Source organism: Cupriavidus sp. P-10, assembly GCF_003402535.2.
Lineage (GTDB): Bacteria > Pseudomonadota > Gammaproteobacteria > Burkholderiales > Burkholderiaceae > Cupriavidus.
Map to the genome: position 1 here is coordinate 1,727,030 of NZ_AP025170.1, position 23,093 is coordinate 1,750,122.

Consider the following 23,093-nt stretch of genomic DNA (forward strand, 5'->3'; position numbering starts at 1 on the left):
AGGCACATTCAGCCTGGGCAATGGTTGCGGAGAAGGTCGATGACCTTGATGACTACCTCAAAGACTGACTCACTAAAGGCGCGCACCGTCCCGGCCCGGTGGCGCCTCGCCGTACTGGGCGCCGCGGTGTTCCTGGCGAGCTGCGCCAGCATGACGGGGCTGGAGACGCAGGCCACGGTCGACGATGCCAACCACCTTGCCGCGGCCGCATCGATCGGCGCTACGCCGGTATCACCGGCGGCATGGCCGGAGCGAGCATGGTGGCAGGGCTTTGGCGACCCGCAGCTGAATGCGCTGGTCGAGGCGGCCCTGGCCGGACAGCCGACGCTGCGCATCGCCGCGGCGCGTGTGCGCCAGGCGGATGCGCTGGCGGGCGGTGCCGAAGCCGCGCTGTTTCCGCAAGCCAGCCTGAACGCGAGAAGCACGCGCCAGCGCTTCAGCGAGAACAGTGTCGCGCCGCGGCCGCTGGCAGGCAGCTGGAAATGGGCCAGCGACGTGCAGCTCGGCCTCGGCTATGAACTGGACTTCTGGGGCAAGAACCAGGCGACCTTCGATGCCGCGCTTGACCGCGCCCGCGCCGTGGAAGTCGATTACCACGCGGCGGAGCTGATGCTGACGACGTCCGTGGTGCGCACCTACCTGAAGCTCGACGCCGCCTATGCGCAGCGCGCGCTGACCGAACAAACCTATCGCCAGCGCCAGAACACGCTGGACCTGACGCGCCGGCGCGTCGACGCGCAACTCGACTCGCGGCTCGACATGAAGCAGGCCGAAGCGGCACTGCCGGCCACGCGCGAGCGCCTTGCCGCGATCAACGAGATCATTGCACTGACCCAGAATCAGCTCGCCGCGCTGGCGGGCAACGGCCCGGACGCCGGCGCCAACATACGCCGCCCGCAGCTTCGCGATGGCTACGCGGCGGCGGTGCCGGCATCGCTGCCAGCCGAGCTGATCGGCCGCCGGCCGGACGTGGTCGCGCAGCGCTGGCGCGTGGAAGCCGCCAGCCATGACATCAAGGCGGCCAGGGCGCAGTTCTATCCCAACATCAGCCTGACCGCCTTTGCCGGCCTGCAAAGCCTGAGCCTGTCAGACCTGCTGATGGCGGGCAGCCGCACCTTCGGCATCGGCCCGGCGATCTCGCTGCCCATCTTCGACGGCGGCCGGCTACGCGCCAACCTTGGCGCCAGGCAGGCGGAGTACGACGCTGCCGCGGAGCAATACAACGCCACGCTGGTCACGGCGCTGCACGACGTGGTCAACCAGCTGGTGTCGCTGCGCTGGCTGTCCGAGCGCGCCGGTGAACAGCAGCAGGCGCTGCAGCTGACGCAGGAAGCCTACGACATGGCCGTGTCGCGCTATCGCAGCGGCGTCGGCAACTACCTGCAGGTGCTGTCGGCCGAAGGCCAGGTGCTGCAGCAGAAGCAATTGCTGATCGATATCGAAACCCAGGAACGCACCCTGCACCTGGAACTGATCCGCGCCCTCGGGGGCGGATACGAAACGGCTGCCGCGACCGCCAATGACGCGGGCGCTGCCAGATCCCCCGCAACAAGGAACCCATCATGACCCCCGCCAACCAACCCAACTCCGCCGGTGCCACACCCGCGGAACCGGCCGGGGTCCGCCCGGCACGGCGCCGGCGCATCGCAGCAGCAGCCTCGGTCGCCGTCGCTCTCGCCGCTGCATCCGTCTACTGGCTGCAATACGGTCGCCATTGGGTTTCGACGGAAGACGCGTATGTCGAAGGCAATGTGGTGCAGGTGACGCCGCAGGTAAGCGGTGTGGTCACCGCGATCCTTGCGGACAACACTGACCTCGTTGGATCCGGCAAGACGCTGGTCGAACTCAACGGCGTCGATGCACAGCTCGCCCTGGCCGCGGCACAGGCCCAGCTTGCCCGCACGGTGCGCCAGGTGCGCGGCCAGTTTGCCGCCGCCGGCCAGGACCGTGCCAACGTGGAACTGCGCTCGGTTGACCTGGCGCGCGCCCAGGAAGATATGGCGCGCCGCTCGGCGCTGGCCGCCAGCGGCGCGATCTCGGGCGAGGAACTCGTCCATTCGACACAGGCGGTGCGCACCGCCAAGGCGTCGCTGGCCGTGGCCACCCAGCAACTCAAGCGCAACCAGGCACTGGTCGAACGCACCTCGGTGGACTCCCACCCTGATGTGCAGGCGGCCGCAGTGCAAGTGCGCAACGCCAGCATCGCGCTGTCGCGCACGCGCATTCCCGCGCCGGTCGGCGGCGTGGTGACCAAGCGCTCGGTGCAGGTGGGGCAGCGCGTCAGTGCCGGCGTGCCAATGATGTCGGTGGTGCCGCTGGACCACCTGTGGGTCACGGCCAACCTGAAGGAGTCGCAACTCCGCGATATCCGCCTGGGCCAGCCGGTGACGCTGACCACCGACCTGTACGGCGACGGGGTGGTGTACCACGGCCGTGTCATCGGGCAGGACGCCGGCACCGGCAGTGCCTTTGCGCTGCTGCCAGCGCAGAACGCCACCGGCAACTGGATCAAGGTGGTGCAGCGCGTGCCGGTGCGCATCGCCCTGACGCCTGCGGAAGTGATGGCCCATCCGCTGCAGATCGGACTGTCGATGAAGATCTCGGTCGATACGCGCTCGCGCGACGGCAAGCGGCTGGTCGCCGTCGATGCGTCGGGCCAGAACTACCGTACCACCGTGTTTGCCGACGAACTGGCGCGCGCCGACGAACTGGTGCGCCGCATTGTCGAAGAGAACCTGTAGGCACCGCCACACAACGGAGACGCCGGCATGAAACCCGCCGCTAAACCCAAAGCCTTGCTGATGCTGACGATCGGCGCGCTGACCTCGATCGACTTCCTGCAGAACGGCATGGTGGCCTTTGCCACCGCCCCGATCATGGGAGAAATCGGCGCCAGCCCCGAGGAGTACAGCACCATCGCCGCGGCCTACGCCAGCGTGGCCGTGGTCGTGATCGCGCTGCAGCGCTGGATGGTGGAGCGCATGGGCTGGCGCCGCTATGTCCAGGGCGCGCTTGGCGCGGCTGCCATCGGTGCGATCCTGTGTGCCACGGCCGAGAGCTATCCCGGCTTCCTGGCCGGCCGCATGGTGATGGCGCTCGGATGCGCGGGCATGCTGACCTCGTCGCGGCTGGCGATCAACCTGATTCCGCCGAGCCCGGCGAGGTTTCTTGGCATCAAGGCGCTGGCCACGGGCATTTGCTGCGGCACGGCGATCGCGCCCTGGCTGGCCGCCGTCATTGTCACCGCGGACCGGTGGCCCCTGATTTTCTGGCTGGTGGCTGCCGCCGCCCTGGCGTTGCTCCCGGCCACCGGTGTTCTGCCCACGGCAGTGGTGGCGCCTGCGCAACGCTCGGACGCGCATCCGGTGCGGCTTGTCGCGCTGTCGGTGGGCAGCTTCCTGGTGCTGTTCGTGCTGCAGCGTTCCTACTATGACTTCTACGCCGACCGGCTGTGGCTGGTGATCGGCGCGGTCGCGGGCGCCGGCGCGCTGCTCGCCTTCGTCTGGACGGAATCCAGGAGCGCGCGGCCGCTGCTCAGGCTGCGCAGCCTGGTCGAGCCGCGCTATCTGAGCGGCCTGGCGCTCTTTACCTTCTGCTACGTCACGCTCGGTTCGAACGGCTACCTGCTGCCGATCGTGCTGCAGCGCTCGCTGGGCCATTCATGGGCCACCGCCGGACAGTTCTATGCGCTCGGGCTTGCCGCCGGCGTCGCGACCTGGCTGACAATCTCGCGCCTGCTGCCGCGCTGGCCCAGCCCGCGCAAGTACTTTGTCGCGGGCTTCCTCGCCCTGGCGGCCTCCGCGTGGTTGCTGAGCCGGACCACGCCCGCGCCCGACCTGTGGGGACATATCCTGCCCGCGCTCGCGCTCTATGGGGTGTTCATCATGACGCTGATGCCGGTCACGGCCATGCAGACCTTCAACGGCGTGATGCACGACGAGTCGGTGTTCTCGCATGCGCAGCAGACCAAGAACATGCTGGGGCAGTTGGGCCAGGCGCTGGGCGTGACCATTGCCACGGTCGGGCAGCAGTGGCTGACGACGCTGCACTACAGCACGCTGCATGGCGCCATCAATCCTGCCAGCCCGCAATTCCAGGAGACCCACGCGCGCTTCACGGCCGCGTTCTCTAACTCGATGGATCCGGTCCGCGCCGCGGAGTCCGCCACGGCGCAGATCGCGCAAGTGCTGGCGCAGCAGTCCGCGCTGCTGGCCAATATCGACTATTTCCGCGCGCTGGCGGTGGTGGGGGTGCTGGCGATCGGCGTCAGCAAGTTCCAGAAGGTGCTGCGATGAGCGCCGGCCTGGTTACGGCATTGGCGACTGAGGGCGCCGCGCTGTCCGCTGTGCTGGTTGCGGCCAGCCGCCTGCGGCGCGCGACCCAGCAAGGCGCCACGCAGGCCTTGCGTGCGGCGGACCTGACCGTGCCGCAGTGGCTGATGCTGTGCCACCTGCGCGGTGCCGGCGGCAGCACCCTCACCGAGACCGCCGCAGCTATCGACCATGATGCCGGCGCGCTGTCGCGCGCGGTGCACTTGCTGCGCGAGCGCGACCTGGTCGTGGCGCTGAAGGTGCCAGGAGACCGGCGCAGCGTCAGCTTGCGCATCAGCCGCTCGGGGGAGGCGCTGTGCGATCGGATCGATGCGCACCTGAAAAGGCAGGTGGCCGATGCACCCGATGGCGGGATGGGGCCGCAGGAACTGCACCGATTGCTGGACCTGATGGAAAAGGCCGTGACGGCACTGTTGGGGCGCACGGAGCAGGGCTGACCTTTTTGCCTGCAGGAGCCATACAGCACCGAAGACAAAGCCAATTGCCGAACCCGTGCTTTTCGTGACCCGTGCTTTTCGTGCCAGCGCCAGCGCGTGGCGGTCCCGCGGGCCCTTGCCGTGCCGGCACTTCCCTCTGCGGCGAGTCCATCAGATTGGAAACTGCGTCGTCGATAGCACCTGCTTGAGCACCATGAACGACCGGATCTGCCTGACACCCGGCAGGTAGAGCAATTGTTCCGCGTGGAGGCGGTTGAAGCTCTCGCTATCTCTTGTGCGCACCAGCATGAAGTAATCGAATTCGCCGGTCACGACATGGCACTCCATGCAGCCGGACACCTTTTGCGCGGCAGACTCGAACAGCGCGAAGGATTCTGGCGTGGAGCGATCCAGCACCACGCCGATCATCACAAGCATTCCCGCATCCAGTGCAGCAGGGTTGAGCAGCGCCACGATGCCGCGGATCAGCCCCAGCTCCTTGAGCCGTTCCACGCGCCGCAGACAGGCGGGCGGGCTCAGGTTGACCTTTGCGGCCAAGGCCACGTTGGAGATCGATGCGTCCTGCTGCAGGGCTCGCAGGATCGCCTTGTCGGCGCGATCGAGCGAGTCCACGTGGGGTGTGGGTGGCAGCGTTTGCGACGCGGCCTGAACTGGTGCATCGCGGGCGGATTTGGTGCGAAATTTTGTTTCTTTCATTTGGTCTGAAAAAGAATTTACAACTGCTTTCGCGTGATATCACTTATTAATAGTGTTCAAAATAACGCTTCTTTGCAAGCACGTTTCGTGACTTTTTTCCTAGGATAGAGTCCGTCGCCGCATCGTCTGGCCTTGCTGAGAGGCACACCGATGACGGGATAACACCCTAACCCTGGAGTTGCCACCATGAATCTCAAGCGCTTTGCCCGTTACCCGCTGACGTTCGGCCCCACGCCCATCCAGCCGCTCAAGCGCCTATCTGCCCACCTTGGCGGCAAGGTCGAGCTGTACGCCAAGCGTGAGGACTGCAACAGTGGCCTGGCCTTCGGGGGCAACAAGACCCGCAAGCTCGAATACCTGATCCCGGACGCGCTCGCGCAAGGCTGCGACACGCTGGTCTCGATCGGCGGCATCCAGTCGAACCAGACGCGTCAGGTGGCTGCCGTGGCCGCGCACCTGGGACTCAAGTGCGTGCTCGTCCAGGAAAACTGGGTCAATTACTCCGATGCGGTATATGACCGGGTCGGCAACATCCAGATGTCCCGGATGATGGGCGCCGACGTGCGCCTGGTGGCCGACGGCTTCGACATCGGCATCCGCAAGAGCTGGGAAGAGGCCATGGAGAGCGTGCGCAAGGAGGGTGGCAAGCCGTATCCGATTCCGGCCGGCTGCTCGGAGCATCCGCTGGGTGGCCTGGGCTTCGTCGGCTTTGCCGAGGAAGTGCGCGCGCAGGAGGCTGAACTGGGTTTCAAGTTCGACTACGTCGTTGTGTGTTCAGTCACCGGCAGCACGCAGGCGGGCATGGTGGTGGGGTTTGCCGCCGACGGCCGGGCTGATCGCGTGATCGGCATCGATGCCTCCGCCAAGCCCGCCCAGACCCGCGCGCAGATCCTGCGCATCGCCAGGCACACGGCGGGGCTGGTGGAACTGGAGCGCGACATCGTCGACGCCGACGTAGTACTCGACGAGCGCTATGGCGGCCCCGAATATGGCCTGCCGTCCGAAGGCACGCTAGAGGCCATCCGCCTGAGCGCCAGGTACGAAGGCATGATGACCGACCCGGTCTACGAGGGGAAATCGATGCAGGGCATGATCGACATGGTCCGGCGCGGCGAATTCCCCGAAGGCTCGCGCGTGCTGTATGCCCATCTCGGCGGCGCACCGGCGCTGAACGCCTACAGCTTCCTGTTCCGCAACGGCTGACCGACGCACGGAGGTGCTGCGATGAATCCCACTCTACATTCGTCCCTGCGCAGAGCCTTCGTGGCGGCCCGGGCGCTGGCGCTGCCAGCGCTGGCGGTTGCCGCCGTCGGGGCCCACGCGGCATCGGCGTATCCGGTCCGGCCCGTCACGCTCGTGGTGCCGTTCCCGGCCGGCGGGGCGGTCGACATGATCGGCCGCCTCGTCGGCAAGAGCCTCGGCGATGCGCTGGGCCAGCCGGTGGTGATCGAGAACCGCGCCGGTGCCGGCACCATCGTAGGTGCCGGCTACGTGGCCAAGGCCGCGGCCGATGGCTACACGCTGCTTATCAGTTCGGGCTCGACATTCACCGTCAATCCGGCCATCAACGCGAGCCTGCCGTATGACCCCGTGAAGAGCTTCGAGCCTGTCGGGCTGGTGGCGCGCGTACCGCTGATTGTGCTGGCGAACAAGGCGGTGCCGGTGGATACGCTGCCGCAGATGGTTGCAGCGGTCAACGCCGCGCCGGGCAAGTATGTCTATGGGTCTTTCGGTACCGGCACCACCGGGCATTTCGCAGGCGAGATGCTGCTGGGTGCCACGGGCATGAAGCTGCAGCATATCCCGTACAAGGGCAGTGCGCCGGCCGTGGCCGACCTGATCGGCGGGCAGATTCCATTCTCGGTCGATACGGTCGCCGCGTCGTTGCCCCATATCCGCAGCGGCAAGATCAAGCCGATCGCGGTCACGGGCGCGCGCCGCGCCACGCTGCTGCCTGACGTGCCCACCGTGGCGGAAGCTGGCTATCCCGGTTTCGACGCCGACTCGTGGGTAGCCATCGCGGCGCCGCGCGGCTTGCCGGCCGACGTCAAGGCCCGGCTGGAAAAAGCGGTAGCGCAGGCGATGAAAGACCACGAGGTCCAGCAAAAGCTGCTGGCTAACGGGCTGGAGCCGAACTACGCGGGCCCGGGGCAGGTCAGCGCGATGATCAGCAAGGAACTGCCGCTGATGCGCGCCACCGCACAGCGTGCGAGCATCACGGCGAATTAATGGTTTCCATCGTCTTACCTGGAGACGGCGGCATGGAAGAACAAAGGAAGCTGGTAGCGCGTCCGGCCACCGAACTGCGGTGTATGCCTTCTGTCGTGCCTACGACTTACCGGTCCAGCTAATCCGGTGCCGCTCCTGCGTGGCCTCATGGCGTGCATCCTCCTCGCTGTGCAGGTAACCGCTCGTCGTCGACAGCGAACTGTGCCCGAAGTTGTCGCGCACAAAGCGCAGGTCGATCTGTCGGTCGGTCATGTGCGAGCCAGCGGTGTGGCGCAGCCAGTGCGCCGAGGCGCTGGCCAGCACCGCGGCTTGCGCCTCCCATTCCGGCCCGCGCTCCCGCAGGCGCGCCGCGGCCATGCTGAACACCTCTTTCAGGATCAGGTGCAGCGCGCCGCGTGACAGCGGTTTCTCGCTGCCCGTTCTTCCGATCACCGGCAGCACCAACGGACGCGTCTCCCCGAACTGCGGGGCAGGCGGCAACGCGTGGGCGCGGCGGTATCGCGCCAGTTCGGCAACCAGCTCGTCGGTTGCAGGCACCAGCCGGGTCTTGTTGCCTTTGCCGGTCACCTCCAGCCACCAGCGCTCGATACCCTGGGCATCGCGCCGGCAGAAGAACGCGCCCATGGTGGTGGCCGTCAGTTCGGCGGCACGCAAGCCGCCCAGATACAGCACGGTCAGCACCCAGCGGCAGCGCGCGGCGTGCAGGCGTTCCCGCGCCGTCTCGGTCGGCATTGCCGCGACGGTCTCCTTGACCGTCTCCCACAGGTCGTGGCTCAGATAGCGGGTGATGCGCGCCTGGGCAGGGGCGCGCCGGCGGCGGGCGAGGGCGAGCGGGTTGCCGGCCAGGTAGCCCGCCTCGGTCAGCCAGGCGAACAGGGCGTTCAGGATCACCATCGCCTGGCGCACGCTGCCGGGCGACAGCGGTCCGGCAAACGGGCGCCAGTCCGGATGGCCGCGCGCGAGCTTCTTGCTGCCGGCCAGCACCCAGCGCTCGGCCGGTTGCGGATCGGCGAGGAAGCGCTCGTAAGCGAGCAGGTCTTCGTGGGTCAGCGAGGACAGGGGCTTGGCCCATTGAAGCGCCGCCCACAGGATCAGCCGCTCAACCTCGCGGCGATAGGTGGCCAGCGTCGCGGCGCTGTCGGCATAGCGCGCGAGCCAGGCGGTCACGGCGGCCAGGTCGTCGCCCGCGGCGATGCGGGCGACGGTGGCCGGCGCGCGGTTGGTGCCGGCGACGCCGGACAGTGCCGGTGGCAGGCGCAAGCGCTCGAGTGGGGCAGGACGGCTCTCGGATGGGGAAAGGGGGAGCAGTTCCATGGTGCAAGGCAATGCATTCGGGATCGGAGCGAAGATTATAGACATAAGCAAACTTATGTCTAAGGATTTCCGAGAGATGTTTAATTTATTACGTATTACGTAGCATTATTTTCTATTCCTTTTTCGGTGCTCAGCCCGGCAGCGGATGCGCGAGGAAGAAACGCAGCATTTCCGCACTCGCATCCGGCCCCTTCGGATCGGTATAGCTGCCCTGGCGGCTTCCGCCCGCCCAGGCGTGCCCGGCGCCGTGGACGATCCAGTATTCGGCATCGACGCCGGCGGGCGTGGTGATCCTGTGCCGCGTGTAGTCATGCCCACCGGCAACGTTCCTGCGTTCCGTCTGCTGGCGCGGGCGGTCCTGCTCAAACGGCGCGACAAGACGGTCGCCGTTCGACGGATGCACCGTGTGGTCCGCATCGCCGTGGAACACAATCATGGGCCGCCCGGTCGAGGCGGGCGGCACCGCGCCTGACCTGGACCGGCCAATCCCTTTGCCGCCCTTCATCGCGCCCAGCGCCGACGGCAGATCGTGCGCTGACCCCGCCGGCAGGCCGGAATGCACGCCGGCCGCCGCGAACAGTTCCGGATAGCGCTGGATCAGCACCGCCGCCATCGCGCCGCCGGCGGACAGGCCAGCAATGTAGACGCGCCTCGCGTCGATGCTGTGGCTGGCAATCACCTCTCGCGCCATGCCGGCAATGATCGACGGTTCTCCCTTGCCGGCTTGCTGGTCACCGGGCCGGAACCAGTTCCAGCATTTGGACGGATTGTTCTCGGTGGCCTGGATCGGGTACAGCACCATGAAGCCAAGCTTGTCGGCGAGGGCATTCATCTGCGTGCCGGCCGCGAAATCATCGGCATCCTGCGTGCATCCATGCAGCATCACGACCAACGGCATCGGCTCGGCCCGCCGGCCGGCGGGCACGTAAAGCTTGTACGTGCGGGATCCCGCCTGGTTCACGAACGTGCGTTGGCTGAAATGGCCGACATCGTGCGGGGCCGCGTGTTTGCTGTCGGGGCGCAGCGCGTGGGTGGCGCGCGAAGATGCCGGGGGCGCTGCGTTGGCGGCGTTGCTGGCAACATCGGCCGGGCGGGCCGGCGCGCGGTCATCGGTGAGCAGGCGTTCGACCACCTGTGCGGGCATTGGCGCGGCGCGGGAGGCCGGAGCGACTACGGCGCCCATCGACGCTTGCTCGCGCAGTGCGCGCTGGATAGCCTCGGTGGCTTCCATCGGGCCCGCGGTCTGCAGCAAGTGCATGGCTTCTCGCATCGAAGCGAGGAAGGCGTCATTCATTTTCATACTTGTTTCCAGGAAAACCTGGCGAACCAGGGCGCGGCGACATTGCCGCGGTACTACCGTATGCGCCCGGCAAGCGCGGCCTTGACTGCCGCGGGGGCGTGAAAGGCGCCCAGCACCACGATCGATTCAATGGTTGCCAGCGCCAGTTCCGGGCTGACATCCGAGTCGATGCTTGCCAGGCCGAGGACATGGATGTCCAGCTTCTCGTTGGCCGCGCGCGCTGCCTCCAGGTCCCGACGGCTGAAATGCTGGAGCCCGAGGACCAGCGCCCGGCGCGTCACCGTTTCCTGTATGGCCAGCGCGTGCGTGGCCAACTGGTTGCGGATGGCGGTCCGGATCAGGTCAGTGCGATTCGAGTAAAAGCCTTCTTCGACCAGCAGATCGATCTGCCCAAGGTCCACCGGGCCGAGGTTGATCGTGATTTTTTCCGTGTCACCGGTTTTTGGTTTGTTCATGTGTTTGCGTGCGTTGCCAGCAGGCTGGCTAAAAGTGCCTTTTAATTATCACGCCATCCGGATACCATCTGTAAACCATCCAAATACCATCCATATGGATGGTAAATGTATATACGTCTGGAGATGCCGGGTCAAGGGGAAACCGCTTTTCCCAAGACTCACGGGCAGGAGTCGTCTAAGCGAGGGGGCGCAAAAGGCGGAGGTGAGAATTAACCCGGTGCGTCGGGGGCCGGGAAAGAACTGGTCGCCAAGTCGGCTGATGTCGCCAGGCGTGTCACAGGACGCGTCAAGTCCGAGTGGGAAAACGGCGCGAGCGTGCCGAATCGCTTGTCCATGCCAATCCGGTGCGCGCGCTTGGCGTCGCCTTGGGCATCGGCGTTGTTGCCTGGCGGGAAATTACTCGGATCGCATCGGCGAGGCGGCTCTCTGCAAACGCTCGCCGCTCAGTGAAGCGCGGGGCGTGGAATGCAGCGCCCTCGAGTTTGCGGGTCTTGCCAGTAGGTCGCGTATGCCCTCGCCACAGAGAGAGCGGCCGGCCCGGTAAGCGGCCCGGCCCGCTCGCGACTATCGGCTCGCAGTTGGCAATGGAGCTGGCGCCGCCGCTGCCTGCGGTTGCGCCTCAGAGCATCGACGCTGGTAGCTGAGGGTCTGCAACTGACGCGCCCGTTGGTCGGCGCTTTCCATGGCACTATTCTTCTCGATCATGTTCCCAATGCCGAAGTCTCCCAGGAACGACAGGATTGAACGGCCGCTGAACTCGCTCTCCTTCTCAACGGCCTGGGTAAAGCCATTTACCTTTGCCTGCTCGAGCTGAATTTCACGACAGGACATCGTCTGCCGCTCGAAGTCTGTCACGGTCCCGACCCGCCCATAGTTCTTTGTCGCGCAGCCCTGCGCTGCCAGCAGGCAAAGACCAATCACCAGAATTGACCGATTCATGAGGAACTTCCTCCGCTGTTGTCCTGACAGAGTAGTCCCCTGAGGGGTTTGCCCCATATCGTGCAGAAGGATGTTTCAGGCGTGAACATGTGTGAAGCCCCACCAATTCAGGGGCGCATGGTCCCTGAGGCATAGAATATTGTCCCCGCGATTAGTACAACGAACTATGCATCACACCGACGAATCACTTTCGGAGCAACAATCGGCCGCCATCCACGAACCCCGACTTTGGCGAGACAAGGGCTGGACTGCCCGGGTGATCAAGAACGAGGATGGCGACGGCTGGGCGGTCGAAATGATCCGGGATGGCAGCGCAGAACCGGCGCTTGTCGGTCCCTGGACCATGGGGCGCAACAAGGTCGATCCGAAGCCGCTCGATGCCACGGCTCACCAGACGCTGGTCAAGACCGCCGCAGAAGTCATCCGGCGGCATGAGCAGCAACTGCACGCTCAACTCAACAAGCAGACCAGCTTCGAGACCGAATCCGGAACCGTGACGGTCAAGCTTGTCGTTACGCCAGATGAGTTCGAGCCTTTCGGAACGCTTACGGCAGTGGATCCCTTCGGGGATGTGATTGCGGCCGTCAAGGTACCACCGGATTTTCGCCTGACGCGCGATAGCGCCGCACGCTGGGCGGCGGATGGCTTTTGCAAGATCCGCTAACGTCGCACACGGTGGAGACAGCAGGCGGTTCGCACCCCGTTACTGCGACTTGCGTCGCAGCGCCTGGCACCCGGATGCCTGCGCCAACCGAGCCAAAACCGAGCCAACATAGGCATTCCGGCGCGCTTCCACGGAATCCAGGTTCCGGATTACACCGCGGAGACGCCGCCGCTTTGATGCGCAGCGCCGGCTGACGGCGGCGCGGTGACGATCGAGCGCAGCGCCGGGTCGGCGGGCCTGAGCGCTGCCAGGTCGGGCACCGGGCGGCGCAATGCCGGCGACGCGGCGAACGCCGTTTCCATGGCCCGCGCGGCGGCCAGCGTTTGCAGGTCGCCGCGGAAGCGGCCGGTGACCTGCAGGCCGAACGGCATGCCGGCTTCGTCGGTGCCGCAGGGGAGCGCGATGGCCGGGTGCGTGGTCAGCGTCACGACATAGGTCAGCGCCAGCCAGCGGTAGTAGTTCTCCTGCTTCTCGCCATTGATGGTGTCGGCGTACAGCCTGGTCCATGCGAACGGCGACACCGGGGTGGTCGGCGACAGGATCAGGTCGTATTCCTGGTAGGCCCGCTGGAAGCGCTGCAGGATGCGGTTCTGCTCGGCCTGCGCCCATGCGCTGTCGGCCAGCGACATCTTCGCGCCCATTTCATAGTTGGCGCGGGTGTTGGGCCCGAGCGCTGCGGGGTCGCGCTGGTAAGCGTCGTGCAGGCCGGCGACAAAGCTTTCGGCACGCAGCACGTCGAAGCAACGATGCACATCGCCAAGGTCGAAGCTGACTTCGTCGCAACGCCCGAACAGGTGGCGCATCGCCGCGATCTTCGCGCGAAACACGCGGCGGATGCCGTCATCGACCGCACAGCTGCCGAAGTCTTCGGTCCAGCCCACGCGCAACGTCGACAGGTCGACCGGCGCCGGCGACAGGTAGGCATTCGCGTCCAGCGCGTAGCTCAGCGGATCGGTGACCGACACACCGGCCGAGGCCGCCAGCTGCAAGCAGGTGTCGTCGACGGTCCGCCCCATCGGTCCCACCACCGAGATCGGCGTCCAGCCCAGCAGCTTGCGCGAGTTGGGCACGATGCCGGGCGACGGGCGGAACCCGACCACGCCGCACTTGGCCGCGGGAATGCGCAGCGAGCCGCCGGTGTCGGAGCCGGTGCAGACCGGCAGCAGGTCCGCGGCCAGCGCAGCGGCCGAACCGCCGGACGATCCGCCTGCATTGAGGTTCGGATTGAACGGATTGCCGGTCGCGCCCCAGACCGCGTTGCGCGAATTCGCGCCGGCGCCCATCTCCGGGATGTTGGTCTTGCCGACCACGATGGCGCCCGCCGCGCGCAGGCGCGCCACCAGCACGTTGTCCTCGGCCGGCACATGGTTGCGGAACAGCGGCGAGCCATAGGTGGTCAGCAGCCCCTGCGTCGCTTCCAGGTCCTTGACCCCCAGAGGCAGCCCGTGCAGCAGGCCCAGCGGTTCATTGCGCAGTACCGCCTGCTCGGCGGCGCGCGCTTCCTGGCGGGCGCGCGCGAAGCAGGTGGCCGTGATGGCATTGATCAGCGGGTTGTAGGCCTCGATGCGCGCGATGCACGCTTCGAGCAGTTCTACCGGCGAGATTTCCCGGGTGCCGATCAGGCGGCGCAATTCGACCGCGGTCAGGGAGGTCAGCGATGTTTGCATCGGTTGCTTAGGGTGGAATGTCAGTCTGTGGCGCGGTACCTCTCTACCGGCATCAGCCGGCACCGGCCCGTGCCAGGAAGGTCAGTCGAGCTTGATGCTGGCGCGTTGCGCGATCGCGCGCATCTGCGGGATTTCCTTGTCGATCATGGCGGCGACCTGCTTGCCGGGCGCGAACGAAGGCTCGATGCCGCTGTCCGCCAGTTGGCTGCGCGTGGCCGGATCGGCGATGGTGTCGGCCAGCGCCTTCTCCAGCTTCGCCCGGACCTCGGGGGGCAGGCCGTGCGGCCCGACCAGCGCGATCCAGGTGCTGGCATCCATGCCGGGATAACCGCTTTCCGCCACCGTCGGCACATTGGGCAGCAGGGTCGAGCGCTTTGCCGTGGTGACCGCGATGGCCTTGATCTTGCCGGACTTCAGCTGGGGGATCGCCGCCGCGACGGTATCCACGCTGAACGGGATCTGGCCACCGATCAGGTCGGTCATGGCCGGCGCGCTGCCCTTGTATGGCACGTGCAGCAGCTTCGTGCCGGTGAGATTCAGCAGTTCCTCGCCGGCGAAGTGCGCAGTGGTGCCGGCGCCGAACGAGCCGTAGGAATACTTGCCCGGCTGTGCCTTGACCGCGCTGACGAACTCCCTGAGATTGTTGACCGGCACGTCGCGGTTCGCCAGCAGTACCAGCCCGGTCGAGCCGATCAGGCCGATCGGCTCGAAGTTCTTCTGCGGGTCATACGGCAGCCTGGCGTAGACCGCGGGATTGACAGTGAAGGTGGTGCCCGAGGTGGCCATCAGCGTATAGCCGTCCGGTGCCGACTTGGCCACATAGCTCGCCGCGACTACGGTGCCGGCGCCGGGCCGGTTCTCGACCACCACGGTCTGGCCGAGCCGTTCGCCGAGCTTGCGCGCGATCGTGCGGCCGACCAGGTCGGTGGCGCCACCCGGCGGGAACGGCAAGACGAGCTGGATCGGCTTCGACGGGTAACCGCCGCCCTGCGCCGCGGCCGGGTGGGGCGCCAGCACGGCGGCGGCGGCCAGGCTGCAGGCGGAGAGGAAGAGCGGGGGGCGGTGAGCGGTGGATCGCATGGAGAAGCTCCGGCAGTTAGGACTCGACGCAGCGCGGTGGGGGGGCGGTGACCGCGTTGAGTCCATCGTACGACCGATCCGGAATGGAATCGTGGCAATGTTTCGAAGGCTTGATTGCCAAAACGGCAATCCATAGAATGGACTTCGTCGATGCAGTGATCTCATCCCAAGAAAGCCGCCCATGTCGTACCGCATCCTGCAGGAAACCGCCGTCCGCTACTTCCTGGAGGTCGTGCGCACCGGCTCGGTCAAGGACGCCGCGATCAAGCTCAACGTGGCGCCGTCGGCGGTAAGCCGGCAGATCGCCAAGCTGGAGTGCGAACTCGATACGCTGCTGTTCGACAGGCGCGCCCGCGGCCTTGTCCCCAACGCGGCGGGAGAGCTGCTCGCCGCACACGCCAAGCGTGCCCAGCAGGAGATCGATCGCGTCACCGGTGATATCCAGGCACTGCGCGGCCTGCGCGTCGGGCAGGTGCGCCTGGCAAGCGTGGAGGGTATTGCGCACGATTTCATCCCGGAGCTGGCCGCCAGCTTCCGCGAAAAGTACGGTGGGATCCGCTTCGATCTCGACGTCTGCCCGCAAGGCGACATCGCGCGCCGCATCCGCGATGGCGAGGCGGATATCGGCATCACGCTGAGTGGCCTGCCCGAGCTCGATATCGAAGTGGAACTGCGCCATCCGGCGCCGGTGCTCGCCATCATGGCGCCGGACCATCCGCTTGCCGGCCAGCGCCAGGTGTCGCTGTCCCAGGTCATCGGCTACCCGCTGGCGCTGCCGCCAAAGGAAAGCTCGCTGCGGCAGCTGCTGGACACCAGCTGCAGCCGGCAAGGGCTGAGCTACCAGACCGTCTTTTCCAGCAACAACCTGGATTCGCTGGTCGGCTTCACCGTGGCAGGCGGCGGCGTGGTCGCTTTCTATGGCGAGCTGTCGGTGCGGCGACGCCTGGTGGAAGGCAGCATTGCCGCAGTACCGTTGCGCGACCGAGAAATGAACGAGCGCTATATCGAGATCCAGACACTTGCCCGCCGCAACCTGCCGCCGGCGGGGCGCGCCTTTGTGCAGCACCTGGCCGAGGCGATCACCCACATCGCCAAAGCGTGATTGCCGATCCGGCAATCACGGATTCCAATAATTGCTTGCGACCGATATTACGCGGGGCCCCGCCACCGATGCAGAATCAGGTTTCGGATACTCGGATCTCAGGCACCGCATCAGACATCATGACTAAGGACATCGTTGTACTCGGCGCCGGCATGGTCGGCGTCTGCACTGCGTTGGCGCTGCGCCAGCGCGGCCATGCGGTCGTGCTGGTCGACCGGCGGGAGCCGGGCAGGGAGACGTCGTATGGCAACGCCGGCATCATCCAGCGTGAAGCGGTGCAGCCCTATGCCTTTCCTCGCGAATGGATGGCGGTGCTGCGCGTGATGGCCCGGCAGGGCAACGATGTCCATTACCACCCGGGCGCACTCGCCAGCCTGCTGCCACCGCTGGCGCGCTACTGGCGTGAATCGGCGCCCGACCGCTATGCCGGCACCGTCACGGCCTACAGCGCGCTGATCCGCCATTGCCTGACCGAGCACGAGCGCCTCATTGCGCTGGCCGGCGCCGACGACCTGGTGCGCAAGTCGGGATGGCTGCAGGCCTATCGCAGTGCCGCCGCGTTCGACGACGCCGCGCGCGCCGCGACCGAAATCGGGCAGCAGCACGGGCTTGACTACCGGGTCCTGGACAATGCCGGCATCAGCGCAACGGACCCGGCGTGGCGCGGTCCGATGGCCGGTGCGGTCCACTGGCGCGATCCGTGGACGGTCGCCGATCCCGGCGAGCTGGTCAGCCGCTATGCCGCGCTGTATACGCAGGCGGGCGGCATCGTGCGCCGCGGCGACGCGACGACGCTGAAGCAGGCGGGAAGCGGCTGGACCGTGACGACGGACGACGGCCCCGTCAACGCTGCCCACGCCGTCGTTGCCTTGGGGCCGTGGGCCTCGACGCTGATCCGGCCGCTCGGCTACCGCTTCCCACTGTTCGTCAAGCGCGGCTACCACCGCCACTATGCAGTCGAAGCAATGCCGACGCTGCCGCTGCTGGATGTCGAGAACGGCTTTCTCCTGGCGCCGATGAAGCGCGGCCTGCGCCTGACCACGGGCGCCGAGTTCGCCCACCAGGATGCGGCGCCGACGCCAGTCCAGTTGCGCAATGCCGAGCGCCACGCGCGCGAGCTGTTGCCAATGGGCGCGCCGGTCGAAGACAGGCCCTGGCTGGGCGCCCGGCCTTGTGTCGCGGACATGAGGCCGATCGTCGGGCAGGCGCCGCGCCATCGCGGCCTGTGGTTCAACTTCGGGCATGGGCACCAGGGTTTCACGCTCGGGCCGGTCACCGCCCGGCTGCTGGCCGAGTTGATGGACGGCGAGCAGCCGTGGGTCGACGCCAGGCCGTATGACCCTGTGCGCTTCGGCTGATCTCGCGACGTATCCGGCCGCCTGGGTAGGCGTAGATTGACTGCCAAGTGCCGAAGAGGGCTCTTTGCGGTTATTTTCGAAAAAGGGCTTGCAAGCCTGGTATGGAGACATTAATATTCGCCCCCCGTTCGCAAGGCACCGCGTAACGGGGAGGGAAACGATCTGCAAGGCTTCACTCGAAAGAGCGTGTTTTCCAGAATAAAGAATTTTTCGAAAATGATTGATTAATCGAAAAAAATTCTTTAATATCTCGTTTCTTCGCTGCTAACCAAACAGCGACGCGACCAGCAAAGCGAATCGCGGAAGTTCTTTAACAAACAAACACCGATAAGTGTGGGCGCTTGATTAACGGATGCGAAAGACCTCGGTCTTTCAGCTTACAAGTTATACAGTGCTCGCACAGCAAAACGTGACTGGGTCTTTGGATCTGGTCAGTCAGTTTTCTGAGAGTGAGCGACCGCTCGAAAGAGCGAGGGAGCCGCGAGGCTTCCACACAGAGATTGAACTGAAGAGTTTGATCCTGGCTCAGATTGAACGCTGGCGGCATGCCTTACACATGCAAGTCGAACGGCAGCACGGGCTTCGGCCTGGTGGCGAGTGGCGAACGGGTGAGTAATACATCGGAACGTGCCCTGTCGTGGGGGATAACTAGTCGAAAGATTAGCTAATACCGCATACGACCTGAGGGTGAAAGCGGGGGACCGGTAACGGCCTCGCGCGACAGGAGCGGCCGATGTCTGATTAGCTAGTTGGTGGGGTAAGAGCCTACCAAGGCGACGATCAGTAGCTGGTCTGAGAGGACGATCAGCCACACTGGGACTGAGACACGGCCCAGACTCCTACGGGAGGCAGCAGTGGGGAATTTTGGACAATGGGGGCAACCCTGATCCAGCAATGCCGCGTGTGTGAAGAAGGCCTTCGGGTTGTAAAGCACTTTTGTCCGGAAAGAAATGGCTCTGGTTAATACCCGGGGTCGATGACGGTACCGGAAGAATAAGCACCGGCTAACTACGTGCCAGCAGCCGCGGTAATACGTAGGGTGCGAGCGTTAATCGGAATTACTGGGCGTAAAGCGTGCGCAGGCGGTTTGATAAGACAGGCGTGAAATCCCCGAGCTTAACTTGGGAATGGCGCTTGTGACTGTCAGGCTAGAGTATGTCAGAGGGGGGTAGAATTCCACGTGTAGCAGTGAAATGCGTAGAGATGTGGAGGAATACCGATGGCGAAGGCAGCCCCCTGGGACGTCACTGACGCTCATGCACGAAAGCGTGGGGAGCAAACAGGATTAGATACCCTGGTAGTCCACGCCCTAAACGATGTCAACTAGTTGTTGGGGATTCATTTCTTCAGTAACGTAGCTAACGCGTGAAGTTGACCGCCTGGGGAGTACGGTCGCAAGATTAAAACTCAAAGGAATTGACGGGGACCCGCACAAGCGGTGGATGATGTGGATTAATTCGATGCAACGCGAAAAACCTTACCTACCCTTGACATGCCACTAACGAAGCAGAGATGCATCAGGTGCCCGAAAGGGAAAGTGGACACAGGTGCTGCATGGCTGTCGTCAGCTCGTGTCGTGAGATGTTGGGTTAAGTCCCGCAACGAGCGCAACCCTTGTCTCTAGTTGCTACGCAAGAGCACTCTAGAGAGACTGCCGGTGACAAACCGGAGGAAGGTGGGGATGACGTCAAGTCCTCATGGCCCTTATGGGTAGGGCTTCACACGTCATACAATGGTGCGTACAGAGGGTTGCCAACCCGCGAGGGGGAGCTAATCCCAGAAAACGCATCGTAGTCCGGATCGTAGTCTGCAACTCGACTACGTGAAGCTGGAATCGCTAGTAATCGCGGATCAGCATGCCGCGGTGAATACGTTCCCGGGTCTTGTACACACCGCCCGTCACACCATGGGAGTGGGTTTTGCCAGAAGTAGTTAGCCTAACCGCAAGGAGGGCGATTACCACGGCAGGGTTCATGACTGGGGTGAAGTCGTAACAAGGTAGCCGTATCGGAAGGTGCGGCTGGATCACCTCCTTTCAGAGCGTGCATCCCAGGTTGAGCGTCCACACTTATCGGTAGTTTGTTGGTTAAGGCCAGGTGGCCAAATGCAAGCGCTTAAGGCTTTGAGCGTTTGCATTTGGCATTGCCAAGCGATCGAAGGATCGGCTGTTCTTTAACAATATGGGATGTAGTAAAGGTGTCGCGCGAGCGTTGATGAGACGCTGTAGTACCCAACGCGATACCGGGTTGTGATTGTATCAACCAAAATGTATTTAAGTGATCGAAAGATGACTTGGAATACGGCACAAATGCGAGAACTCAACCTGTAGTGAGCGGTGTCATGGAGCGCAAGCTTGAGACACACTTGTTATAGGGTCAAGCGAACAAGTGCATGTGGTGGATGCCTTGGCGATCACAGGCGATGAAGGACGCGGTAGCCTGCGAAAAGCTTCGGGGAGCTGGCAAACAAGCTTTGATCCGGAGATGTCCGAATGGGGAAACCCGGCCCGAATGGGTCATCCCACACTGAATTCATAGGTGTGGGAAGCGAACGCGGCGAACTGAAACATCTAAGTAGCTGCAGGAACAGAAATCAACCGAGATTCCCAGAGTAGTGGCGAACGAAATGGGAACAGCCTTGTACTCTTTAGCAGCATTGTTAGCAGAACGGGATGGAAAGCCCGGCCGTAGCAGGTGATAGCCCTGTATGCGAAAACAGCGTTGTGGAACTAGGTGTACGACAAGTAGGGCGGGACACGTGAAATCCTGTCTGAAGATGGGGGGACCATCCTCCAAGGCTAAATACTCGTGATCGACCGATAGTGAACCAGTACCGTGAGGGAAAGGCGAAAAGAACCCCGGGAGGGGAGTGAAATAGATCCTGAAACCGCATGCATACAAACAGTCGGAGCCCCGCTTTAAGCGCTTTCGGCGATTTTTACGACAGTAAAAATCGTCAAAAGACACCAGTGTGAAATAGCACTGCTGGCGCGTAAAGCGGTTTAAGCGCGAGAGCGCTTAAAGCGGGGTGACGGCGTACCTTTTGTATAATGGGTCAGCGACTTACATTCAGTGGCAAGCTTAACCGATTAGGGCAGGCGTAGCGAAAGCGAGTCCGAACAGGGCGTTGAGTCGCTGGGTGTAGACCCGAAACCAGATGATCTATCCATGGCCAGGTTGAAGGTGCGGTAACACGTACTGGAGGACCGAACCCACTAACGTTGAAAAGTTAGGGGATGAGCTGTGGATAGGGGTGAAAGGCTAAACAAATCTGGAAATAGCTGGTTCTCTCCGAAAACTATTTAGGTAGTGCCTCGTGTGTCACCTTCGGGGGTAGAGCACTGTCATGGTTGGGGGGTCTATTGCTGATTACCCCGCCATAGCAAACTCCGAATACCGAAGAGTGCAATCACGGGAGACAGACATCGGGTGCTAACGTCCGGTGTCAAGAGGGAAACAACCCAGACCGCCAGCTAAGGTCCCCAAGATTGGCTAAGTGGGAAACGAAGTGGGAAGGCTAAAACAGTCAGGAGGTTGGCTTAGAAGCAGCCACCCTTTAAAGAAAGCGTAATAGCTCACTGATCGAGTCGTCCTGCGCGGAAGATGTAACGGGGCTAAGCCAGTCACCGAAGCTGCGGACGCGTGCGTTCCTTTAAGTGCACCAAGCTTGTCGATGCGCCGCATCGACAAAGCCCCCACCAATGATTGTGGTGGTGAAAATGCTAGTGGATTTAAAGGAGCGCACGCGTGGTAGGAGAGCGTTCTGTAAGCCTGTGAAGGTGTCTTGTAAAGGATGCTGGAGGTATCAGAAGTGCGAATGCTGACATGAGTAGCGATAAAGGGGGTGAAAGGCCCCCTCGCCGTAAGCCCAAGGTTTCCTACGCAACGTTCATCGGCGTAGGGTGAGTCGGCCCCTAAGGCGAGGCAGAGATGCGTAGCTGATGGGAAGCAGGTTAATATTCCTGCACCGTCGTATGATGCGATGGGGGGACGGATCGCGGAAGGTTGTCCGGGTGTTGGAAGTCCCGGTCCCTGCATTGGAGAAGGCGCTTAGGCAAATCCGGGCGCGGAATTCAAGGATGTGGGGCGAGCGGCCTAGTGCTGCGAAGCAATTGGAAGTGGTTCCAAGAAAAGCCTCTAAGCTTCAGTCATACGAGACCGTACCGCAAACCGACACAGGTGGGCGAGATGAGTATTCTAAGGCGCTTGAGAGAACTCGGGAGAAGGAACTCGGCAAATTGGTACCGTAACTTCGGGATAAGGTACGCCCTGGTAGCTTGACTGGCCTGCGCCAGAAGGGTGAAGGGGTTGCAATAAAATGGTGGCTGCGACTGTTTAATAAAAACACAGCACTCTGCAAACACGAAAGTGGACGTATAGGGTGTGACGCCTGCCCGGTGCCGGAAGATTAAATGATGGGGTGCAAGCTCTTGATTGAAGTCCCGGTAAACGGCGGCCGTAACTATAACGGTCCTAAGGTAGCGAAATTCCTTGTCGGGTAAGTTCCGACCTGCACGAATGGCGTAACGATGGCCACACTGTCTCCTCCCGAGACTCAGCGAAGTTGAAGTGTTTGTGATGATGCAATCTCCCCGCGGCTAGACGGAAAGACCCCATGAACCTTTACTGTAGCTTTGCATTGGACTTTGAACCGATCTGTGTAGGATAGGTGGGAGGCTTTGAAGCGTGGACGCTAGTTCACGTGGAGCCGTCCTTGAAATACCACCCTGGTTTGTTTGAGGTTCTAACCTTGGCCCGTGAATCCGGGTCGGGGACAGTGCATGGTAGGCAGTTTGACTGGGGCGGTCTCCTCCCAAAGTGTAACGGAGGAGTTCGAAGGTACGCTTGGTACGGTCGGACATCGTACCTAAAGTGCAATGGCAAAAGCGTGCTTAACTGCGAGACCGACAAGTCGAGCAGGTGCGAAAGCAGGACATAGTGATCCGGTGGTTCTGAATGGAAGGGCCATCGCTCAACGGATAAAAGGTACTCTGGGGATAACAGGCTGATACCGCCCAAGAGTTCATATCGACGGCGGTGTTTGGCACCTCGATGTCGGCTCATCTCATCCTGGGGCTGTAGCCGGTCCCAAGGGTATGGCTGTTCGCCATTTAAAGAGGTACGTGAGCTGGGTTTAAAACGTCGTGAGACAGTTTGGTCCCTATCTGCCGTGGGCGTTGGAATCTTGACGGGGGCTGCTCCTAGTACGAGAGGACCGGAGTGGACGTACCGCTGGTGTACCTGTTGTCTCGCCAGAGGCATCGCAGGGTAGCTATGTACGGAAGAGATAACCGCTGAAAGCATCTAAGCGGGAAACTCGCCTGAAGATGAGGATTCCCTGGAGGCTTGACCTCCTTGAAGGGTCGTTCGAGACCAGGACGTTGATAGGCTGGGTGTGGAAGCGCAGTAATGCGTTAAGCTAACCAGTACTAATTGCCCGTAAGGCTTGATCCTATAACCAGTGTGTTTCACCTGGTGTGTGTGATCGTGTCTGTGCCCTCGGTTGGCACAATACGCACAAC

Annotated in this window: 16 protein-coding genes and 2 rRNA genes; 11 read left to right on the plus strand and 7 right to left on the minus strand. The window is 63.5% G+C overall.

Going from position 1 to position 23,093, the window contains the following annotated elements:
* The first annotated feature begins 39 nt into the window (after window positions 1–39).
* Genes CTP10_RS07965 through CTP10_RS07980 form a run of 4 tightly spaced genes read left to right on the plus strand, consistent with a single transcriptional unit; the run spans window position 40 to window position 4,768 of the window.
* Complete coding sequence (locus tag CTP10_RS07965; RefSeq protein ID WP_233528448.1) at window positions 40–1,566, plus strand: efflux transporter outer membrane subunit; 1,527 nt, start codon at window positions 40–42, stop codon at window positions 1,564–1,566.
* Window positions 1,563–2,741 carry an HlyD family secretion protein gene (locus CTP10_RS07970; protein ID WP_116323520.1) on the plus strand — a complete coding sequence of 393 codons (1,179 nt, stop codon included), beginning with the start codon at window positions 1,563–1,565 and terminating at the stop codon, window positions 2,739–2,741. Before CTP10_RS07965 ends, CTP10_RS07970 begins: the two co-directional genes overlap by 4 nt.
* A gap of 27 nt (window positions 2,742–2,768) precedes the next feature.
* Window positions 2,769–4,295: an MFS transporter gene (locus CTP10_RS07975; RefSeq protein ID WP_116323519.1), complete on the plus strand. Its 1,527-nt coding sequence runs from the start codon at window positions 2,769–2,771 to the stop codon at window positions 4,293–4,295.
* Window positions 4,292–4,768, plus strand: a complete 477-nt coding sequence (locus tag CTP10_RS07980; protein WP_116323518.1) for a MarR family winged helix-turn-helix transcriptional regulator — start codon at window positions 4,292–4,294, stop codon at window positions 4,766–4,768. The genes CTP10_RS07975 and CTP10_RS07980 overlap by 4 nt, the downstream gene beginning before the upstream one ends.
* A 150-nt stretch (window positions 4,769–4,918) precedes the next feature.
* On the opposite strand, the gene CTP10_RS07985 is transcribed toward CTP10_RS07980, so the two are convergent.
* Window positions 4,919–5,464, minus strand: a complete 546-nt coding sequence (locus tag CTP10_RS07985) for an Lrp/AsnC family transcriptional regulator (protein WP_233528447.1) — start codon at window positions 5,462–5,464, stop codon at window positions 4,919–4,921.
* 186 nt (window positions 5,465–5,650) lie between these two features.
* Here CTP10_RS07985 and CTP10_RS07990 point away from each other — a divergent pair, with 186 nt between their 5' ends.
* Together CTP10_RS07990 and CTP10_RS07995 are read left to right on the plus strand one after the other, a co-directional pair.
* Window positions 5,651–6,667, plus strand: a complete 1,017-nt coding sequence (locus CTP10_RS07990; RefSeq protein ID WP_116323517.1) for a 1-aminocyclopropane-1-carboxylate deaminase — start codon at window positions 5,651–5,653, stop codon at window positions 6,665–6,667.
* Window positions 6,668–6,688: 21 nt separating this feature from the next.
* Window positions 6,689–7,693, plus strand: coding sequence for a Bug family tripartite tricarboxylate transporter substrate binding protein (locus tag CTP10_RS07995; RefSeq protein ID WP_022540418.1), 1,005 nt, complete (start codon window positions 6,689–6,691; stop codon window positions 7,691–7,693).
* Window positions 7,694–7,792: 99 nt separating this feature from the next.
* Here CTP10_RS07995 and CTP10_RS08000 read toward each other — a convergent pair whose 3' ends face one another.
* The 4 genes from CTP10_RS08000 to CTP10_RS08015 all read right to left on the minus strand — a co-directional run bounded on the left by CTP10_RS08000 (window position 7,793) and on the right by CTP10_RS08015 (window position 11,701).
* Window positions 7,793–9,007 carry a tyrosine-type recombinase/integrase gene (locus tag CTP10_RS08000; protein ID WP_116323516.1) on the minus strand — a complete coding sequence of 405 codons (1,215 nt, stop codon included), beginning with the start codon at window positions 9,005–9,007 and terminating at the stop codon, window positions 7,793–7,795.
* A gap of 130 nt (window positions 9,008–9,137) precedes the next feature.
* Window positions 9,138–10,307: an extracellular catalytic domain type 1 short-chain-length polyhydroxyalkanoate depolymerase gene (locus CTP10_RS08005; RefSeq protein ID WP_116323515.1), complete on the minus strand. Its 1,170-nt coding sequence runs from the start codon at window positions 10,305–10,307 to the stop codon at window positions 9,138–9,140.
* Window positions 10,308–10,360: 53 nt separating this feature from the next.
* Window positions 10,361–10,762 carry a CopG family transcriptional regulator gene (locus CTP10_RS08010; protein ID WP_116323514.1) on the minus strand — a complete coding sequence of 134 codons (402 nt, stop codon included), beginning with the start codon at window positions 10,760–10,762 and terminating at the stop codon, window positions 10,361–10,363.
* A gap of 564 nt (window positions 10,763–11,326) precedes the next feature.
* Window positions 11,327–11,701 carry a hypothetical protein gene (locus CTP10_RS08015; protein WP_116323513.1) on the minus strand — a complete coding sequence of 125 codons (375 nt, stop codon included), beginning with the start codon at window positions 11,699–11,701 and terminating at the stop codon, window positions 11,327–11,329.
* 166 nt (window positions 11,702–11,867) lie between these two features.
* Between CTP10_RS08015 and CTP10_RS08020 the strand changes: the two genes are divergently transcribed.
* Window positions 11,868–12,365, plus strand: coding sequence for a hypothetical protein (locus CTP10_RS08020; protein WP_116323512.1), 498 nt, complete (start codon window positions 11,868–11,870; stop codon window positions 12,363–12,365).
* Window positions 12,366–12,514: 149 nt separating this feature from the next.
* Here the strand turns inward: CTP10_RS08020 and CTP10_RS08025 are convergent, their stop codons facing one another.
* Window positions 12,515–14,032, minus strand: a complete 1,518-nt coding sequence (locus tag CTP10_RS08025; protein WP_116323511.1) for an amidase — start codon at window positions 14,030–14,032, stop codon at window positions 12,515–12,517.
* Between the two features lie 81 nt (window positions 14,033–14,113).
* Window positions 14,114–15,112, minus strand: a complete 999-nt coding sequence (locus CTP10_RS08030; RefSeq protein ID WP_116323510.1) for a Bug family tripartite tricarboxylate transporter substrate binding protein — start codon at window positions 15,110–15,112, stop codon at window positions 14,114–14,116.
* A 181-nt stretch (window positions 15,113–15,293) separates the two neighbouring features.
* On the opposite strand from CTP10_RS08030, the gene CTP10_RS08035 reads away from it, so the two are divergent.
* The 4 genes from CTP10_RS08035 (at window position 15,294) to CTP10_RS08050 (ending at window position 23,025) form a co-directional block, all read left to right on the plus strand.
* On the plus strand, window positions 15,294–16,214 hold the full coding sequence (locus tag CTP10_RS08035; RefSeq protein ID WP_116323509.1) for a LysR substrate-binding domain-containing protein: 921 nt from the start codon (window positions 15,294–15,296) through the stop codon (window positions 16,212–16,214).
* 119 nt (window positions 16,215–16,333) lie between these two features.
* Entirely contained in the window at window positions 16,334–17,572 is a 1,239-nt protein-coding gene (locus CTP10_RS08040; protein ID WP_116323508.1) for an NAD(P)/FAD-dependent oxidoreductase, read from the plus strand.
* A gap of 502 nt (window positions 17,573–18,074) precedes the next feature.
* Window positions 18,075–19,608, plus strand: a 16S ribosomal RNA gene (locus tag CTP10_RS08045).
* A gap of 337 nt (window positions 19,609–19,945) precedes the next feature.
* Window positions 19,946–23,025, plus strand: a 23S ribosomal RNA gene (locus tag CTP10_RS08050).
* The 16S and 23S rRNA genes sit together here, the layout of an rRNA operon.
* The last annotated feature ends 68 nt before the right edge of the window (window positions 23,026–23,093 follow it).

Excerpts from the sequence above, each read along its gene's own strand:
- CTP10_RS07980 (WP_116323518.1), top strand. The coding sequence starts at position 4,292 with ATGAGCGCCGGCCTGGTTACGGCATTGGCGACTGAGGGCGCCGCGCTG.
- CTP10_RS07995 (WP_022540418.1), top strand. The coding sequence starts at position 6,689 with ATGAATCCCACTCTACATTCGTCCCTGCGCAGAGCCTTCGTGGCGGCC.
- CTP10_RS08010 (WP_116323514.1), bottom strand. The coding sequence starts at position 10,762 with ATGAACAAACCAAAAACCGGTGACACGGAAAAAATCACGATCAACCTC.
- CTP10_RS07965 (WP_233528448.1), top strand. The coding sequence starts at position 40 with ATGACCTTGATGACTACCTCAAAGACTGACTCACTAAAGGCGCGCACC.
- CTP10_RS07990 (WP_116323517.1), top strand. The coding sequence starts at position 5,651 with ATGAATCTCAAGCGCTTTGCCCGTTACCCGCTGACGTTCGGCCCCACG.
- CTP10_RS07985 (WP_233528447.1), bottom strand. The coding sequence starts at position 5,464 with ATGAAAGAAACAAAATTTCGCACCAAATCCGCCCGCGATGCACCAGTT.
- CTP10_RS08005 (WP_116323515.1), bottom strand. The coding sequence starts at position 10,307 with ATGAAAATGAATGACGCCTTCCTCGCTTCGATGCGAGAAGCCATGCAC.
- CTP10_RS08020 (WP_116323512.1), top strand. The coding sequence starts at position 11,868 with ATGCATCACACCGACGAATCACTTTCGGAGCAACAATCGGCCGCCATC.
- CTP10_RS08015 (WP_116323513.1), bottom strand. The coding sequence starts at position 11,701 with ATGAATCGGTCAATTCTGGTGATTGGTCTTTGCCTGCTGGCAGCGCAG.
- CTP10_RS07975 (WP_116323519.1), top strand. The coding sequence starts at position 2,769 with ATGAAACCCGCCGCTAAACCCAAAGCCTTGCTGATGCTGACGATCGGC.
- CTP10_RS08030 (WP_116323510.1), bottom strand. The coding sequence starts at position 15,112 with ATGCGATCCACCGCTCACCGCCCCCCGCTCTTCCTCTCCGCCTGCAGC.
- CTP10_RS08025 (WP_116323511.1), bottom strand. The coding sequence starts at position 14,032 with ATGCAAACATCGCTGACCTCCCTGACCGCGGTCGAATTGCGCCGCCTG.
- CTP10_RS08000 (WP_116323516.1), bottom strand. The coding sequence starts at position 9,007 with ATGGAACTGCTCCCCCTTTCCCCATCCGAGAGCCGTCCTGCCCCACTC.
- CTP10_RS08040 (WP_116323508.1), top strand. The coding sequence starts at position 16,334 with ATGACTAAGGACATCGTTGTACTCGGCGCCGGCATGGTCGGCGTCTGC.
- CTP10_RS07970 (WP_116323520.1), top strand. The coding sequence starts at position 1,563 with ATGACCCCCGCCAACCAACCCAACTCCGCCGGTGCCACACCCGCGGAA.
- CTP10_RS08035 (WP_116323509.1), top strand. The coding sequence starts at position 15,294 with ATGTCGTACCGCATCCTGCAGGAAACCGCCGTCCGCTACTTCCTGGAG.